Genomic DNA, 16,995 nt, shown 5'->3' with positions numbered 1-16,995 from the left:
ACCGATGACTTCCAGCACCGCCGCCGACTACATCGAGGACGTCTCCCCGGGCAGCGGAGCCCTCCCGCCCCGCGCCCGCTACGCGTCCTCGGACGCGAAGTCACTGTCACTGAACGGCAGTTGGCGCCTCCGTGTGTCGGCGACGGCCGACGCCGAGGACGACTCGTTCGCCGAGGAGGGCTACGACGCCGGGGACTGGGCCGAGGTCACGGTCCCCGGCCACTGGGTCCTGCAAGGACACGGCTCCCCCATCTACACCAACCACCTCTACCCCTTCCCGGTCGACCCGCCGCACGTCCCGACCGAGAACCCGACCGGCGACCACCTGCGCGTCTTCGACCTGCCGTCCGGGTGGCCCTCGGACGGCGGAGCCGTGCTGCGCTTCGACGGCGTGGAGTCCTGCGCCCGCGTCTGGCTGAACGGCACGGACATCGGCGAGTTCAAGGGCTCGCGGCTGCCGCACGAGTTCGCGGTCGGACACCTGCTCAAGCCGAGCGGCAACGTGCTCGCCGTCCGTGTCCACCAGTGGTCGGCGGGCTCGTACCTGGAGGACCAGGACCAGTGGTGGCTGCCGGGCATCTTCCGTGACGTCACCCTGCTGCACCGCCCGCCGGGCAGCGCCCTCGACTTCTTCGTGCACGCCTCCTACGACCACCTCGGGGGTGCGGGCACCCTGCGCGTCGACTCCGACGTGGACGGCCGGATCACCGTGCCCGCCCTGGACATCGATGTCGCCACCGGCGAGTCCGTCACCGTGTCGGTGCGGCCGTGGACGGCCGAAACCCCGTACCTCTACGACGGGTTGCTGACCACCGAGGGCGAACGCGTCCCACTGCGCATCGGCTTCCGGACCGTCGAACTCTCCGACGGTCTGATCAAGGTCAACGGGAAGGCGGTCCTCTTCAAGGGCGTCAACCGCCACGAGTGGCACCCTGAGAAGGGCCGCGCCCTCGACCTGGAGACCATGCGCGAGGACGTGCTGCTGATGAAGCGGCACAACATCAACGCCGTCCGCACCTCCCACTATCCGCCGCACCCGGCCTTCCTCGACCTGTGCGACGAGTACGGCCTGTGGGTCATCGACGAGTGCGACCTGGAAACCCACGGTTTCACCGAACAGGCCTGGCGCGACAACCCCGTTGACGACGACCGCTGGACTCCGGCCCTCCTCGACCGCGCCGCGCGCATGGTGGAGCGCGACAAGAACCACCCCTCCGTCGTCATCTGGTCCCTCGGAAACGAGGCCGGCACCGGCCGCGGCCTCACCGCGATGGCCGAGTGGATCCACGGCCGTGACCGCTCACGCCTGGTCCACTACGAGGGCGACATCAACTGCCGTGACACGGACGTCTATTCACGGATGTACGCCTCCCACGCCGAGGTCGAGCACATCGGCCGGGAACTCGACGGCGGCACCCACAAGCGCCGCGGGCTCCCCTTCATCCTCTGCGAGTACGGGCACGCCATGGGCAACGGCCCCGGCGGACTCGCCGACTACCAGCGCCTCTTCGAGTCGTACGACCGGCTCCAGGGAGGTTTCATCTGGGAGTGGATCGACCACGGCATCAAGGACGAGCGCCACGGCTTCGCGTACGGCGGCGACTTCGGCGAGGAGCTGCACGACGGGAACTTCGTCTGCGACGGACTGCTCTTCCCGGACCGTGTCCCCTCACCCGGCCTGATCGAGTTCAAGAAGGTCATCGAGCCGGTCTCCGTCGACGGCTCCGACGGCTCCGTACGGGTCACCAACAAGCACGACTTCGCCGACCTGTCCGCATTCGCCTTCCAGTGGTCCTACCAAGTGGACGGCGAGACCGTCGAGTCGGGCCCGCTGACGGTGCCGCCGCTCGCGCCCGGCGAGTCGGCCGACGTGAAGCTGCCCGCACCGCCCGTGGAGTCCGACGGCGCCGAATCCCGGTGGACCGTACGGGCGTCGCTGGCGGCCGACACCGCGTGGGCGCCGGCCGGCCATGTGGTGGGCTGGGGCCAGATCCCGGTCACGGCACGGCCGTTGCCGTACGTCTCGGCCACCGCCGGGCCCGTCCCCGGCGAGCGGCGGATCACTCTCGGCCCGGCCTCCTTCGACGCCCGTACGGGCGCGTTGAAGTCGATCGGCGCGGTGGACGTCACCGGTCTCCGCCTGGACGTGTGGCGGGCGACCACCGACAACGACGACGGCGCGTCCTGGCAGACGGACATCCGCCACGGGCAGCTCTGGCGCACGTTCGGACTGCACCGGATGCGACACCGCCTGGACGGCGTGGAGTTGGGCGAGGACGCACTGACCGTACGCACCCGGGTGGCGCCCGCCGCCTGGGAGATCGGGCTCGCCACGGTGTACCGCTGGACCTCGGACGGTTCGCGGCTGCGGCTGACCGTGTCCGTGCGGCCGGAGGGCGACTGGACCTTCCCGCTTCCCCGCCTGGGCGTCCGGTTCGGAATCGACGCGAGCGCGGACCGGGTCAGGTGGTTCGGCGGCGGTCCCGGTGAGGGCTATCCGGACACCAAGTCGGCTTCGCAGCTGGGCCGTTGGGAGTCCACGGTGGACGGCCTCCAGACCCCCTACGTCCGCCCGCAGGAGAACGGCGCCCGCGCCGACGTCCGTTGGGCGGAGATCGGCGGGCTGCGGATCGACGGCGACCCGGAGTTCTGGTTCACGGCCCGCCGCTGGACGACGGAACAGCTGGACGCCGCCGCCCACCGCACCGATCTCACGCCCGGCGACACGGTGTGGGTGAACCTCGACCACGGCCAGCACGGCATCGGCTCGCAGTCCTGCGGCCCGGGTCCGCTCCCGCAGTACTTCCTCGACGCCGAACCCGCGGAATTCTCCTTCGTGTTCTCGGAAGCCGCGTTCTCGCGAGCCCCGGAGACCAGTTGACCGGCACCGTCGTGAAATCGGCCGCGGCCGACCGGATCTTCAGCCGGTCGGCCGCGGTCGCGTCCTGCGTCGGCTTCGTCCTCATCGGCATGCTCCAGGCCCTCTACGGCCCCGCGATACCGGGACTGCGCCACGAGTTCGGGCTCTCCCCGTCCGGCGCCGGTCTCGGCCTGAGTCTGCACTTCGCGGGCGGGGTCGCCGGAGTCCTCGCCTTCAACGGGATCCACTCCCGGATCAGCAACAGGGCACTGTTGGCGTGGGGTTACGGCCTGATGGCCGCGGGTGGCGCGGGCTTCGCGCTCGCCCCGAACTGGCCTCTCGCGCTCGCCGCCGCCTTCCTCGGCGGCCTCGGCTTCGGCGGCATCGACTACGGCCTCAACCAGCTCTTCGCCGTCGGCTTCGGCGACCGTTCCACCGCCATGCTGAACGTGCTCAACGCGCACTTCGGCATCGGCGCGGTACTCGGCCCGGCGGTGGTCGCCCTACTCGGTCCGGACGACTACCCGTACGCGTTCGGGGCGTGCGCGGTACTGGCGGCGGTGTTGGTGCCGGCGGGCGCAAGTGGCGTACGTACACGTTCATCTGACGGGTCATCGGCGACGGCGAACGGCAGCGGGCTCGGCCTGTCCCGGGTTCTCGTCGGCTTCCTGGTGCTCTACATCCTCAACGTGGCGGTCGAGGCGAGCGTCGGCGGCTGGGAGCCCACGCATCTGGAGACGGTCGGATACACGGCGACCGTGGCCGCGTCGGCGACCTCCGTCTACTGGCTGATGATGACGGCGGGCCGCTTCCTCGTCGTACCGGTCACCCTGCGCTACTCCGCCGAGCGCATCCTCACGGTGTGCGCGGCCGGGATGACGGTGTGTCTGCTGTTGACGCTGGTTAAAGGAGTGGCACCGGTCGCGTACGCCGGTGTTGGCTTGTTCATCGCACCGGTCTTCCCGACGGGCTTCGCCTGGCTCACCCGAGCGCTTCCCCAGGCCGAGCGCGCCGGGGCGTGGGTGATCGCGGCCTCGAACGTCGGCGGGGTGGCGGCTCCGCCGCTGCTCGGTGTCGGGATCGAGGCCTCCGGGATCCACGCGGTGCCCTGGCTGTTGACCGCGTTGTCGGGCGCGTCGCTGCTGGCGACGCTCCGGCTGATCCGACTGACGAGGAGGTCCGCATCATGAAGGCCCTGTTCCTGCTCACGCGAAGGCTGACCGAGTGAACGCGAGCAGCATCGAGGTCCGGGGGTTGTCCCGCACCTTCCACACCACCGTGCGCCGCCCCGGTTTCGTCGGCGGGCTGCGCTCTCTCGTCAATCCGGACCGCGTGCCCAAGTACGCCGTCTCCGACGTCTCGTTCGACGTCGCCCCGGGTGAACTCCTCGCCCTGCTGGGCCCGAACGGCGCCGGCAAGTCCACCACCATCAAGATCCTCACCGGGATTCTCACGCCCACCTCCGGGGAGGCCCGGGTCGCGGGTGTGGTGCCGTACCAGGAGCGGGAGCGCAACGCCCGCAACATCGGGGCGGTGTTCGGGCAGCGCACCCAGTTGTGGTGGGACCTGCCGGTGCGCGAGTCGTTCGCGATCCTGCGGGACATCTACGAGGTGCCGAAGGCCCAACATGCGGCCCGGCTGCGGGAGTTCGACGACCTCCTCGAACTGTCCAGTTTCTGGGACACCCGGGTGCGCCATCTCTCCCTCGGCCAGCGGGTCCGCTGCGACCTGGCCGCCGCGCTGCTGCACGATCCGCCGGTCGTCTTCCTCGACGAGCCGACCATCGGGATGGACGTGGTGGTGAAGGAGCAGGTCCGCGAGTTCCTGCGCCATCAGGTGGAGGAGCGCGGCCGTACGGTCCTGCTGACCACGCACGACATGACCGAGGTGGCCCGGCTCGCCGAGCGGGTCGTCCTCATCAACCACGGCCGGCTGGTGCTGGACGGCACGCTCGACGAGATCCGCCGGAAGTTCGGCTCGACCTGGCAGATCCGGGCGACGCTCACCGACACGCACGCCGAGGTCGTACCGCTGCCGGGCATCGCGGTGGTGCGGCGGGACGGACCACAGGTGGTCTTCGGCCCGGAGGGGACCGAGGGGCCGACCGTCCACCAGGCGCTGAAGCAGGTCATCGAACGGTACGAGGTGACCGAAGTCGCCATGGACGAGGCGGAGTTGGAGGACGTGATGCGGGCCGCGTACGTCCAGGCCGGCCCGCGCTCCGAGGAGACCTGAGATGGCCGCCCTGCACGCCTGGCGCGCCGCCCGTGTCACCCCGCTCGGCGAACTCCTCGCCCCGCCCCGTATCACCGCCGCCCTGCTCCGGCTGACGGTGCAGATCGTGCTGGTGGCGTCCCTGTGGCGCGGCCTGTACTCCCAGACCGGCACCACCGCGGGACTCACCGGCGACCAGGCGGTGACGTACGCCGTACTGGCCGTACTCGCCTCCCGGCTGCGGGAGTTGGACCAGTACGCGGGGCGGGACACGGTCCTGCAGCACATACACTTCGGCACGATCATCTACTGGTATCTGCGCCCGCTGCCGCCCCAGCGCTACTACGCGCTGCGGGCGTTCGGCGAGCAGATGTACGGGCTGGCGTGGGCGCTGACGGGATATGTCGTCTGTCTCGCGTCCGGAGTGGTGGCGCCGCCCAAGTCACCTGCCGTGGCGGGGGTGTTCGCGCTGAGCATGCTGCTGGGCCAGCTCGTCCTCCACTACGTGATGCTCCTCATCGACCAGTTGTGCTTCTGGACGCTCCGCAACGGGGCCGCGATGCTCATCCTGATCTTCGCGCAGAACCTGCTGTCCGGTGTGTACGCGCCGCTGTGGTTCTTCCCGGACTGGTTCATCACGATGAGCCGCTTCCTGCCGTTCCAGGCGACGCTCAGCGTGCCGTTGTCGATCTACGTGGGCCGGATCCCGCTGTCCGACGCGGGGGCCCAACTCGCCCTGCAGGCCGCCTGGGTGGCGGTCCTGTCCCTGTTCACCCGGTTCCTGTGGCGGCGTGCCGCCCGCCGAGTCGTGGCCCAAGGAGGTTGATGCGGGTGAAAGCCGTCCGGATCGCATGGCGCATCACGCGCCTCAACTTCCGTGCCCAGCTGGAATACCGTACCGAGTTCCTGCTGATGATCGCGATCGGCGCGATCTGGCAGGTGTCGGTGATCGTGTTCGCGACGGTGCTGCTCACCCGGTTCGCCGGAATGGGCGGCTGGGACAGCTCGGACGTGCTGCTGATCCCGGCGACCCGGATGATGGCGCACGGCCTGATGGTGCTGTTCCTGGGCCGGATGCACGGCCTCGGCCGCTACATCCAGGAGGGCCGTATCGACATCTATCTGGTGCGGCCGATGCCGGTCCACCGCCAGGCGCAGCTGGAGTACTTCCCCACGAACGCGATCGGCGACCTCACGGTGGCGGGCGGCCTCATGGTGGGCGCGCTCAGCCGCAGCCACCTGGACTGGAATGCGGGCCGCGTCGCGTATCTGATCGCCGCGCTCATCGGCGGCATGCTCCTGGAAGCGGCCCTCTTCACGACGGTGGCCTCCGCCTCCCTCCGCTTCCCGTCCGCGGACTACTGGAGCCGCTGGGTCGAGGACCTCCTCGGCACCTTCGGCAACTACCCGCTCAACGTCCTGCCCCGCGCGGTGGGCGGCTTCCTCACCTACGGCCTTCCGCTCGCGTTCGTCGCCTTCCTCCCGGCCGCCGTACTGACCGGGCACGGCCACGGCATCGGGGTGCCGTACTGGCTGGCGGCGGGCTCACCCCTCGTGGGCCTGCTGACGTATCTCGGAGCGCGGCTGCTGTGGCGGTGGAGCCTCAGCAACTACACGGGGGTGAACGGGTGACCGCGACAGCGGCCGCGTCCGGCTCACGGGCGCGGACCGCGGTCGGCCCGGTCTTCGTCGTCCCCGGTTCCCCGCACGGCGGTTGGACGGCGCGCATCCCCGCGACGACTCAGCGACGATATTCCTCACGCGTGATCTCGGCGTCGGCGTCCGGGCTCTCCCGCAGCACCCGTGTCCCCGGTATCGGCGAGGGCAGCAGCCACAGCACGCACAGCGCCCCGCCGACGGCCGCGACGACGAGGGTCGCCCTGAGGCCGACCAGCGTGGCCAGCCCGCCTCCCACCAGGGCGCCGAGCGGCCGTACCCCGTAGTTGACCGTGCTGTACGCCCCGGCCACCCGGCTCCGCAACCCGTCCGGAACGACCGATGTCTGGAGCGAGTTGAGGTTGACGTCGAAGAGCATGACGCCGAAGGCGGAGAGGAACTCGGCCGCGCCCAGGGTGCCGAGGCGGGCCCAGGTCGGGCCGGTCGCCGCCGCGATGAGGGCGATGGGCGCCGGGTACAGGACCGCCCCGATGACGATGCTGCGGCCCACGCCGATCCGGCGGGTGAGCGCGGGAGCCGCCACAGCCCCCAGGAGGCCGCCCGTCGCACCCACTCCGAACGCCAACCCGATGGCGCCGGGCGACAGTTGAAGGACCCGGTCGGCGAACAGCACCACCAGACCCGTGCTCGACAGGAACGTGAAGAAGTTGACGGTCGTGGCGCAGAGGAGGCCGGCCCGCATGACGGGCTCGTGGATCACGAAGGCCAGGCCCTCTCGCGCTCGCCGCAGCAGCGAAGGGCCGGATGCCTGGCTGCTGTTCGCCGGTTCGTCGACGCGGGTGCGCCCGACGAGGATCGCCGACGTGACGAACGACAGCGCGTCGGCGATCACCGCGACCGGTGCCGTCAGCGCCTGCACCAGACCGCCGCCGATCGCGGGGCCCGCGATGAAGGACACCGATCTGCTCGCGCTGAGCTTGCTGTTGGCGTCGACGTACGCCGTCTGCGGCACGAGGTGCGCGAAGTAGGACGAGTAGGCCGTGTTGAACACGACCGCCGCCGCGCCGGTCAGCAGGGCCACCGCGTAGAGCTGACCCAGTGTCACCGTGTCGAGTGCGTAGGCGATCGGGAGGGTGAGGAGTACCGCGGCGCGGAACAGGTCCGCGAGCAGCATGAGTCGGCGTTTGCCGGGGCGGTGGTCGACCCAGGCGCCCAGGAACAGGCCGAGGAGGTTCGGGGTCCAGACGAGGGCGGTCAGCCAGGCGACCTGGTTCGCGGAGGCGTGCAGTGCGCCAACCGCCAGGAGGGGCAGGGCCAGTTCGGAGACGCGGTCGCCCAGCTGGGAGACGGTCTGGCCGCACCAGAACCGTACGAAGCGGCGGTCCCGCCACAGCGAGCCGGGCGCGGGCCGAGGTGTCCACCGGCCCTTCATCCGGTGGTGTCCGTCTCGCTGTCCTCGTTCCCGGCGCCCTCCGGCAGGGTGTACATCAGCAGGCGGACGCCCCTGCCGCCGGGTGGCCGGCGATCCCGGTCGCGGGCGACGTACGGCGCGATCAGTTCCTCCATCGCGTCCTTCAGCGCGGCCAGTTCCTCCGCCGTCACCGTGATCCGTGTGTCGGCCGCCCCGGCGAGTCTGCTCCACTCCGGTTCCAGGCCGGGCGCCGTCCCGGTGAGCCAGCGCAGGGGGACGTCCGCTCTGCGCGCGAACATCTCCCCGGCCAGCTCCTGTGCGGCCGACCAGCCCTCCTCGTCCTGCGCCGCCTCGAACCGGAAGCCCCGCGCCACCGCCGCCCAGCGCCGCTCCCGCCGGTCCGTCCCGCCCTCGGCGTCGCGGACCAGGCCGAAACCGGCGAGATGGCGCAGATGCCAGCTGGTGACGGACGGGGTGGCACCCACGTGCGGCGCGAGCCGGGAGGCGGTGGCCGGGCCGTGGCGCTGAAGGCGTTCGAGGATGGCGAGCCGCACCGGGTGGGCCAGCGCCCGCATGGTCTTGGGGTCGGATATCTCCATGTCGCCGAAGCGATTGCCGGAATCCATGATGTGAGAGTGTTCTCTCAGAAAGTCTGACAGTCAACTCTCAGATCTGGCCACGTAGTTGAGCTTCAGGCCATCGGCTGCGGCGTCAGGCGTTTGTGCCCCTTCTTGTCGTAGTACCTGACCATCGCGAATCCGAAGAGCAGGCCGATGGCCGCACCGACCCCGATCATGGTCCAGGCGCGGGTCAGGCCCGCGTCGCCGCGGGCGTCGAAGTAGAGGATCGCCCGTACTCCGTCGCTGAGTTGGCGCATGGGCTCGAAGTGGGAGAGGAAGCGGTAGAAGCCGGGGACGGCCTGAAGGGGGACGGTGGCGCCGGAGGACGGCAGGCCCAGGACGATGAACACGAACATGGAGACCAGCTGGCCGATCCCGCCGAACGCGGCGTTGATGGCCTGCACGCCGAGGCCGACGGCGAGGGCCGCGCAGTAGGAGTAGATCCACAGGAGCGGCAGGTGGGTCGCGTCCATGCCGAGGATGCTGACGCTCGCCAGCATGATCAGGGAGACGCTGAGGAGGGTGATGCCCGCCGTCATGACCATCTTCAGGAGCAGGGTCTGGGTGCGGTTGATCGGGACCGTGGGGCGGCGGGTGTGCCAGGGGCCGATCTCGTTGTCGGCGTAGCCGAGGGCCGTGTCGACGCCGTTGCTGATGACGTTGCCGCCCATGAAGCCGGCCAGGACCAGCAGCAGGGTGTAGTAGAAGGCGGTCAGGCCGATGCCGCTGTTGTTGCCGATGGGGTGGCCGACCTGGGTGGCGATCCGCACCGGGTCGGCCAGCAGCAGCTTCTGCGTGGAGTCGGCCTTCGTGGCCGCCGCCGTGAGCTGTTTGCCGATGGTGAGGGAGGCCTGCTGGGCCGCGGTCGTGGAGATCTTGCTCGCGAGGGAGGAGCCGAGGCTGCCCTTGCCGGGGTTGGTGAGCACGGTGATCGTGGGCCGGGCGGTGGCGTTCGTGGTGGTGAGCGCGGCGACGGAGTCGGTGAAGCCGGCGGGGATGACCAGAGCGCCGTAGACCTTGCCGGAGTCGAGTTCCCGCTGGGCCTGGACTCTCGTGAGTTGCCTCCAGCCGGCCGCTTGGCTGCTGGTGTTCGTCACGATGGAGTGGGCGATCTGGGTGCCCAGGTTCTGCTGCTGGCCGGGGAGCGGTTTGCCCGTGTCGCTGTTGACGAGGGCGATGGGCAGATCGTGCAGCTCGCGGTTGGGGTTGACGATGCCGCCCATGTAGAGCAGGGAGAGCAGCAGCGCGAGCAGGCCGGTCAGCACGGTGGGGATGAGCCACAGCTTGGGGCGGCCGAGGAGTGCGGTGGCGCGGAGGCCGGTGGGGGCGGGGGCGGGGGAGTCGTCGTCCATGGTGGTCAAGTCTGGGGGCGGAATCCGGTGACGGGGGTGCGAAAACACGCGGGGCACCCCTGTTGTTACTGGCTATTGTCCTAGGGGCTCCAGTTGCCGCAGGTCAGAGAAGAGGTGGAACACCGTGCCCCGTGCGGGACTCACCGCCGACCGTGTCGTGGCGGCGGCGGCCGACCTCGCCGACGAGGTCGGCTTCGAGAACGTCAGCCTGTCCGCGCTGGCCCGCGCCTTCGGTGTGAAGGACGCGAGCCTGTACTCGCACGTCAGGAACCTCCAGGACCTGCGCACCCGGGTCGCGTTCCTCGCGGGCGGTGAGCTGATCGACCGGATCGCCGTGGCGGTCGAGGGCCGCTCCGGCCGGGACGCGCTGGGCGCGTTCGCCGACGCCTACCGGGCCTACGCCCTGGAGCACCCGGGCCGGTACGCGGCCACCCAGATCCGCGTCGACCAGACCCTGGTCTCCGCCTCCCCCGCCCTGCGCCGCACCGCCGAGCTCACCTACGGCCTGCTGCGCGCCTACGGCCTGGAGGAACCCGATCTCACCGACGCCGTACGCCTGTTGCGCAGCACGTTCCACGGCTACTGCGCCCTGGAGTCCACCGGCGGCTTCGGCGCGCCGCGTGATGTTCGGCGCTCGTGGGAGCGGGCGGTCGACGCGTTGCACGTGGCGTTGACGCACTGGCCGCGGGAAGCACCGGACGGGTGACGGAGACGGTGGTTCCGGTCCACGCCCCAGGCGCATCGCTGACCACTTAGACTGGAAGCTTCGCGAATGCCACGTGCCACCCTGGGGGGAGGGAGCGCGACTTGTCTCAACAGCAGCTGGGACGTGGTCCCTTGAGAGCGCAGGGACCGCCGGGAGCGCCCGGTCCGGTACCGCAGGGCGGGAGTCCGCCGGCCCGGTTCGTGGGCTGGCTGGGCCGGTTCGGGTGCCTGGCCGCCGGATACGCGGTGTTCCAGTTCCTGTTCGAGGTGCTGCCCGACTCGATCGACGGGGCGGCGGCCAAGTACCTGATCTCCGGGCTGAGCGGCCTGGCCACGGCCGGAATGACCTGGCTCGCGGCGGCCCTGCTCCGGGCCCGCACGTCCGGCCCCGCACCGCTCACCACCCCCGCTCCCCCGGCACCGGCCGTCCCCGGCCCTCTGCCGCAGGTGTTCAGCTCTGCCTACGACACCCTCGTCGCCCAGGTCGCCGAGGTCGACGACCCGGTGCGCGGCCGTCTCATCGGCTGGCCGCACTCCCTCCAGGAGCTGGACGGCCCGGCCCGGCCGACCTCGCTGGCGACGGCGTACGGCCTGCACATCGTGCTGGACCTGGGCGTGCCGGACGGACGGCTGCACACCGGCGACCTCATCGACACGCTGTGGCGACTGCGGCTGCAGGGCGGCGGCTGGTCGGCCCGTTCGCAGGGGGCGGTGGCCCGCCCGGAGGTCACCGCGATGGTGCTGGGCGCGCTGGCCCGGGCAGGGGCCTCCCGGGAGCGGCTGGCGGACGAGGTGGCCCGCTGCGAGGCCGGCTTCACGCCCGAACTCGACAGTACGGGACGGGCGTTGACCCATGTCGTGACCACCGTGATGCGGGGGCTGCTGCGCGCGGCGCCGGACGCGCCGGTCCTTCCCGTGCTGCGGGACGCCCTGGTCGACGGCGCGTTCCCCGACCCGCAGCGCCAGCACCGCCGCTGCTGGAGCCACCGGCTGTCGACGCTGCCGTGGCCCGCGCATCCGGACCGGCCCGTCGTCCGTCCTCCCGCCCAGCCCTCCGCCGTGCACACCGCGCAGGCCGTGGTCGCCCTGGACCGGGCGGCCTGGGTGCTGGGCGAGGGGCCGGTGGAGCGCGCGGCGCGCGAGGACGGGGTGCGCTGGCTGCTGGCCTGCCCGGCGACCGCGCACGACGGCTGCGCCGATCTGGCGAACCTGCGCGAGGAGGTGCGCCGCCGCCACCCGGACGACTCCTCGCACCACGAGGTGCTGAACGTCCGCCATTTCACCGCGAGTTGGATCGTGCGCGCGCTGCTCACGCCTGGTGCCCAGGAGATCGCCCGACAGGACGGTCTGGAGGATGCCTGGCAGGAGCGGCTGAACGGGGCGGCGGGAGCGGTGTGGGCGGCGCAGACCGACGGGATCTGGTCCTGGAGCCGGGACGGGTCGATGTTCACGACGACGGAGGAACTGCGCCAGCCGATCTGGATGACCTATCAGGGGCTTTCGGCGCTGCGCGCACATGCCGTATGGATGTATCAGCCGGATACTCGAACAAGGCTGGTGTGAGAGCGAGTTGGGGAGTGAGTGCATGGGTGGTCGGCAGATCCTGGCGGCGCGACGGCTGCTGACCGAGGCGCTGGACGGCGATCTGTCCGACGACGCGACGGTGACCGCGGCCCGTGCCGTCATCGCCGAACTGGGCTCTCCCGAGCGGCTGTTGGAGCTGGTGGCCGAACTCGCCTCCGGCGAGGGCGATCCCGAGCACTGCGCGGGGCTGTCGTACCGTCACGTCCTGGGCTTCGACAAGCTGTTGCTGATCGACGGCGGCCCCCGCCACATGCTGCGCGCGCATCTCTGGCATCCCGACGCGGATTCGATCGGCGCGGAGGACATCCACAACCACCGTTCCCCGCTTGCCTCCTACGTGGTCCGGGGCCGGCTCGCGATGGAGCTGTACGAGGTGCGCGGCGACGGCGGGATCACGGCGGACCGGTACGAGGAGTCCCTCGCCGAGCGTAGCGCCGACTGGACGCTGCGGCCCACGGGACCGGCGCGGCTGCGGCTGACGCACATGGGGCAGTACGCGGCGGGCAGCGCATACGCTCTCCCGGCGAACACCCTGCACCGGGCCTGGTGCGACACGGACGTACCGACCGTGACGCTGTTCCTGGAGACGGGGGCGGAACGGCGGCGCCACACCGACGTGTTCACGGCCGCGGGTCCGCATCCGGGCGCGGTGGCGAAGGTGCCGCTCGATGTGAAGGACTATCTGGGCGCGTTGACTGCCCTGGCGGAGTCGCTCATAAGCTCATGAGGGCCCGGCGGAGTTTTCAGAAGTCCGCGAGGGCCTGTCGTACGACATCCAGGTTGTACGCGTCGATGTCGAGGCCCGATTCGGCCAGCTCGGAGGGCCGGAGCCAGCGGTACGCCTGGTCGGGCTCGGGGAGGGTGATGTCCTGGGTCAGCGGCCTGACCAGGAAGTTGTCCTGCCAGTTCTTGATGTCGCGGCCTCGGTACTCACTCACGAAGGACGACTCGCCGATCTTGCGGACGATCTCGCCGAGGAGCCCGGTCTCTTCCTTCAGCTCGCGCAGCGCACCGTCCTCGGACCGCTCGTCCGGCTCCAGCTTCCCGCAGGGAACGCCCCACACCCTGGGCAGGAATCGCTCGGTGGCGCTTCGGCGCACCAGAAGTACGCGCCCGTCGTCGTCCATCACGACGGCAGCCGCCAGCCGCTTGTCGCCGGGGTCCATGGTCATGGTTCCTCGGTCCCTCGCCGGAGATGAGTCCAAAGGGTCTGATACCCAGGAAAGCTTCCAACGTACCAGGATCGGCCCGCCCGGGCTGTGGAGCCGGTCTCACCTCCGGACGGAGCCGCTGCCACCTCCGGAACATTCCGCCCGGCAGCGCGGCAACCTCCGCCGTGCGGGCGGCGACTTGGGGGCATGACCAACGCAAGACGCACCACTTCGCGCCGTCGCCGCGGCCCCCGCCGCATCGCCCGCAGGCCGCTCGCGGGCTCGCTCGCCGTCGCGGCCCTGCTGGGCGGCGCGTGGTACGCGACCGCGGCGACGGACAGCGGCGGCAGCGGAAGCGGCAACTCGACCGCGGCCGGGGCGACCACGTCCCCGTCCACCGGCGCCGACGGCTCCGCGTCCACCTCGCCCACGGCGACCACGACCGCCTCCTCCGCGAAGACCGCCCCGACAACCACCCCGAAGGCGGTCTCCAAGACTCCGGCCGCCGCCGCCAAGACCGTGACCGGCACGCTCACCCCGACCAGCACCACGGTGGCGCTCACCGCCAAGTTCCCCTATCTGACGGCCGGTTACAACAACACCCGCCAGTGGACCCGGACTTCCACGGCCGTGGCCCCCAACGGCACCCTGCGCGTCGCCTGGCCCGCCGCGGACGGCGTCCACGTGACCCCGCTGAACGCCGCCGGAGTGCGCTCGGGCGCCGACACGGTCGTCAAGGGCGCCAAGGAGGTCGGCGGCCTGGTCGCGCACAACGACGGCTTCGCGCTGCTCACCCGGGTGGCCGACACCAACAAGTGGAAGGAGACGGCCGCCGCGATCATCCGCTACACGAACGGCAAGCAGACCTTCCGCACCAAGCTCACCGGCACCGCCTCGAACGACACCTCCCCCGGTCTCGACGGCCAACTCGTCTGGAACGGCAGCAAGTACGGCGCCTACTTCGTGGTGCACGGCGCGGGCGGCTTCGCGGACGGCCACTTCGGCGACAAGTTGGCGTACATCAACGCCAAGGGCGCCAAGCTGAGCGGGGGTTGGAGCTGGGGCTGCAGCCACAACGAGGGCATCGCGCTGCACGCGGAGACCTCCGGCGCCTTCACCTCGCTCTGCTTCGACGACTGGCGCTCGGGCCTGTTCGTCTCCACCGGGATCGGCGCCCCGGACGTGGCGCCGGTCGTACAGCGCGAGCAGTGCTGGGCGGGGTACTGCGGTGGTACCTTCCCCGGCCGCACGGGTGACCTGGTGAAGTCGGCGAGCGGACGGTACGCCACGGCCTTCGCCTCCCGCGGCGCCGCCTCGGCCAAGAAGAACGCCGCCGACTCCAGCGGCCGCGGCTGGACGGTCACCCCGAAGACGAGCACCCACCAGGTCGCCGTCGCCTTCATGGCCAACCGCAACTCCGGCCCCGGCAAGGCGATTCACCTCACCAGCGCGGCCGGCACCGAGAACGTCGACGTACACATCGCGCCCTACGGCAAGGACCGCCTCCTGGTCTCCTGGGAGTCCCTGAAGGGCGCCAAGTGCGCGGCCGGCACCTGCACCGGCACCTTCACGGGCACCCATCTGCGGCTCATCGACTGGAACGGCAAGTTCCAGAGTGCGGACAAGGTGGTGAGCGCCCGGATCACCGGTGACATCGCGGTCCTGAAGAACGGCACGCTGACCTGGGCGTACGCACCGGTCACGCCGACCTACGCGAGCCCGCTCAACGGGGCGTCGCCGACCGCCACGAGCCTCCGAATAGCCCGGCTGACTCCGTGAACCGGTAGTTCAGGCGCCTGCCGCCGGCCCACTGAACGGAGACGCCGTGATCCCCGTGGACCTCCACGGACACCAGTTCCGCGAGGGGACGGGGGTCCGGCTCCGCAGTGAGCCGGACCAGGGCGACGAACAGGGTGGGCCCGTCACCGACGACACCCTCGCCGTCCAACAGCCCATGCACGGAAACGAGTTCGGCCAGCTGCCCGTCTCCCGCCGACCAGCCCGTGACCCGCACCGGCGTGCCCTTGGCCGCGCCCACCACCAGATGCGCCCGCACCTCCACCGCGCCCTCGGCCAGCACCACGCTGGTCACCCGGGCACCGGAAGCGGACGTGTGCCGGGAGGCCACCCACCCCTGCCCCACCCCCAACGGCACGATGTCCGTACGGCTCGGATCGCCGCCCACGAACACGCTGTTGTCGTACGACGGCGAGGGTGTCGTGGCGGTGGAGTAGGCGAGGCGCGTGTAGTACGGGTCGTAGCGGACGTCCTCGCTGCCGTGGTTGTGCAGGCGGACCAGGCCGTCCGAACTGGTCGACTGGAGCAGCCAGTTGGCGGGGGAGATCGCGGTGACCGCGTCCGTGCGTTCCGTCGGGCCCGGTTCCTCGACCGCCGTCCAGACCTCGTGCTCCGGCGGGAGGAGCAGGCCGAGGAAGCCCTTGCTGGCCCAGTACGGGGACGCGGGGCCCGAATAGCCTTGCAGGACAGCCTCGTCGGGGCCGTGCCAGCCGAGGGTCAGCAGGCCCCTGTCGTCCACCGCGCCCCGGTCCAGGAAGTACTTCAGCGCTCCCGACGCCAGCCGCCGCGTCTCGCCCGGCGACAGGGGCGTACGGCCCGTCAGCGCGCCCAGCCACAGCGGAGCCGTCGTCGCGAACCGATACGTGAGCGAACGGCCCTGGTGCATCGGGGCGCCGTCGCCGCCGAACAGGCGGGCGTAGTCGGCGAGATGGCGTTCCAGGCGGGCGCCGTAGAGGTCGAGCAGTCGGGGGTCGTCGGCGAGCCAGGCGTGCAGGACCGGGTAGAGGTGCATGGCCCAGCCGTTGTAGTAGTCGAACTTGCGACCGTCGCCGTCGGTGTACCAGCCGTCGCCGACGTACCACTGCTCGATGCGCTCCAGGCCGTGGTCGATGGCCTTGCGGGAGGCCTCGGGTTCGTGGCCGATCTCCTGGAGGAAGCCGCCGACCGTGACCGGGAACAACTCCCAGTTGCAGGGCCAGGGTTCGGCCGTGAGGGCGTCGGTGAGCCAAGCTGCCGCGCGCTGTCGTACCGACTCGTCGAGGCGGTCCCAGAGGAGGGGGCGGGTCAGGCGCAGGGCGAGGGCGATCGAGGCCGCCTCGACCAGGGGCTGGCCGCGGTCCTCGATGCGGGGCCAGACGCCCGCGACGCCAGCGGCGAGGCCGTCGGCGTAGCGTTCCAGGGCCGTCTCGTCGCGGCGGAAGGCGGCCAGCAGGAGGGTGCGGGCGTAGCCCTCCAGGCCGTCGGAGAGCCCGCCCGACCAGCTGGCGCGGGTGCCGGGGAGGTGGTAGAGCGCGCGGTCCTCGGTGGCGTACGGCTCCACGGCGGCGAGGAGGGCGTCGGCGGCCGTCTCCCAGTGGGCGCGGGTGTAGCCGGTGCGGGGGCTCGACTCGCGGTCGTCGGCGGGCAGTTGCATCGGCTCACTCTCACGGGCGACGGGTGGAGCCTGGGGCGCCCCGGTTCCGGT

General features: G+C 71.1%; 14 protein-coding genes. 9 read left to right on the top strand and 5 right to left on the bottom strand.

What is annotated here, in order from left to right; genetic code table 11:
• The first annotated feature begins 4 nt into the window (after positions 1-4).
• From ACWDEW_RS00280 to ACWDEW_RS00260, 5 genes are read left to right on the top strand one after another with little or no spacing between them, the layout of a single operon-like run.
• The gene (locus ACWDEW_RS00280) at positions 5-2,881 is read left to right on the top strand and encodes a glycoside hydrolase family 2 TIM barrel-domain containing protein (protein WP_450508115.1); all 2,877 of its coding nucleotides are present in this window, start codon (positions 5-7) and stop codon (positions 2,879-2,881) included.
• Positions 2,878-4,050, top strand: a complete 1,173-nt coding sequence (locus ACWDEW_RS00275) for an MFS transporter (RefSeq protein WP_450508113.1) — start codon at positions 2,878-2,880, stop codon at positions 4,048-4,050. Before ACWDEW_RS00280 ends, ACWDEW_RS00275 begins: the two co-directional genes overlap by 4 nt.
• A 34-nt stretch (positions 4,051-4,084) precedes the next feature.
• Positions 4,085-5,095 (top strand): ABC transporter ATP-binding protein, encoded by a 1,011-nt coding sequence (locus ACWDEW_RS00270; RefSeq protein ID WP_450508111.1) that lies wholly within the window; start codon positions 4,085-4,087, stop codon positions 5,093-5,095.
• A 1-nt stretch (position 5,096) separates the two neighbouring features.
• The gene (locus tag ACWDEW_RS00265; RefSeq protein WP_450508109.1) at positions 5,097-5,900 is read left to right on the top strand and encodes an ABC transporter permease; all 804 of its coding nucleotides are present in this window, start codon (positions 5,097-5,099) and stop codon (positions 5,898-5,900) included.
• Entirely contained in the window at positions 5,900-6,706 is an 807-nt protein-coding gene (locus ACWDEW_RS00260; RefSeq protein WP_450508107.1) for an ABC transporter permease, read from the top strand. The genes ACWDEW_RS00265 and ACWDEW_RS00260 overlap by 1 nt, the downstream gene beginning before the upstream one ends.
• 109 nt (positions 6,707-6,815) lie before the next feature.
• Here the strand turns inward: ACWDEW_RS00260 and ACWDEW_RS00255 are convergent, their stop codons facing one another.
• The 3 genes from ACWDEW_RS00255 to ACWDEW_RS00245 all read right to left on the bottom strand — a co-directional run bounded on the left by ACWDEW_RS00255 (position 6,816) and on the right by ACWDEW_RS00245 (position 10,074).
• Positions 6,816-8,123, bottom strand: coding sequence for an MFS transporter (locus ACWDEW_RS00255; protein ID WP_450508105.1), 1,308 nt, complete (start codon positions 8,121-8,123; stop codon positions 6,816-6,818).
• On the bottom strand, positions 8,120-8,728 hold the full coding sequence (locus ACWDEW_RS00250; protein WP_450508103.1) for an ArsR/SmtB family transcription factor: 609 nt from the start codon (positions 8,726-8,728) through the stop codon (positions 8,120-8,122). Before ACWDEW_RS00250 ends, ACWDEW_RS00255 begins: the two co-directional genes overlap by 4 nt.
• 65 nt (positions 8,729-8,793) lie before the next feature.
• A complete protein-coding gene (locus ACWDEW_RS00245; RefSeq protein ID WP_450508101.1) occupies positions 8,794-10,074 on the bottom strand; it encodes a YhgE/Pip domain-containing protein in 1,281 nt (426 codons plus the stop codon).
• A 124-nt stretch (positions 10,075-10,198) separates the two neighbouring features.
• Here ACWDEW_RS00245 and ACWDEW_RS00240 point away from each other — a divergent pair, with 124 nt between their 5' ends.
• The 3 genes from ACWDEW_RS00240 to ACWDEW_RS00230 all read left to right on the top strand — a co-directional run bounded on the left by ACWDEW_RS00240 (position 10,199) and on the right by ACWDEW_RS00230 (position 13,090).
• Positions 10,199-10,780 carry a TetR-like C-terminal domain-containing protein gene (locus tag ACWDEW_RS00240; RefSeq protein ID WP_450508099.1) on the top strand — a complete coding sequence of 194 codons (582 nt, stop codon included), beginning with the start codon at positions 10,199-10,201 and terminating at the stop codon, positions 10,778-10,780.
• A gap of 131 nt (positions 10,781-10,911) precedes the next feature.
• Positions 10,912-12,342 (top strand): hypothetical protein, encoded by a 1,431-nt coding sequence (locus tag ACWDEW_RS00235; protein WP_450508097.1) that lies wholly within the window; start codon positions 10,912-10,914, stop codon positions 12,340-12,342.
• A gap of 22 nt (positions 12,343-12,364) precedes the next feature.
• The gene (locus tag ACWDEW_RS00230; RefSeq protein WP_450508096.1) at positions 12,365-13,090 is read left to right on the top strand and encodes a hypothetical protein; all 726 of its coding nucleotides are present in this window, start codon (positions 12,365-12,367) and stop codon (positions 13,088-13,090) included.
• 16 nt (positions 13,091-13,106) lie between these two features.
• Here ACWDEW_RS00230 and ACWDEW_RS00225 read toward each other — a convergent pair whose 3' ends face one another.
• Positions 13,107-13,529 carry an NUDIX hydrolase gene (locus ACWDEW_RS00225; protein ID WP_450508719.1) on the bottom strand — a complete coding sequence of 141 codons (423 nt, stop codon included), beginning with the start codon at positions 13,527-13,529 and terminating at the stop codon, positions 13,107-13,109.
• A gap of 192 nt (positions 13,530-13,721) precedes the next feature.
• Between ACWDEW_RS00225 and ACWDEW_RS00220 the strand changes: the two genes are divergently transcribed.
• Positions 13,722-15,293, top strand: coding sequence for a hypothetical protein (locus tag ACWDEW_RS00220; protein ID WP_450508095.1), 1,572 nt, complete (start codon positions 13,722-13,724; stop codon positions 15,291-15,293).
• On the opposite strand, the gene ACWDEW_RS00215 is transcribed toward ACWDEW_RS00220, so the two are convergent.
• Positions 15,238-16,944 carry a DUF2264 domain-containing protein gene (locus ACWDEW_RS00215; RefSeq protein WP_450508093.1) on the bottom strand — a complete coding sequence of 569 codons (1,707 nt, stop codon included), beginning with the start codon at positions 16,942-16,944 and terminating at the stop codon, positions 15,238-15,240. The two genes, ACWDEW_RS00220 and ACWDEW_RS00215, sit on opposite strands and share 56 nt — an antisense overlap.
• Positions 16,945-16,995: the final 51 nt, after the last annotated feature.

It is taken from the genome of Streptomyces sp. NPDC001100 (genome assembly GCF_053598575.1).
Note: the sequence above shows the minus strand (reverse complement) of the source record. Positions and strands in the feature narration are given on the sequence as shown.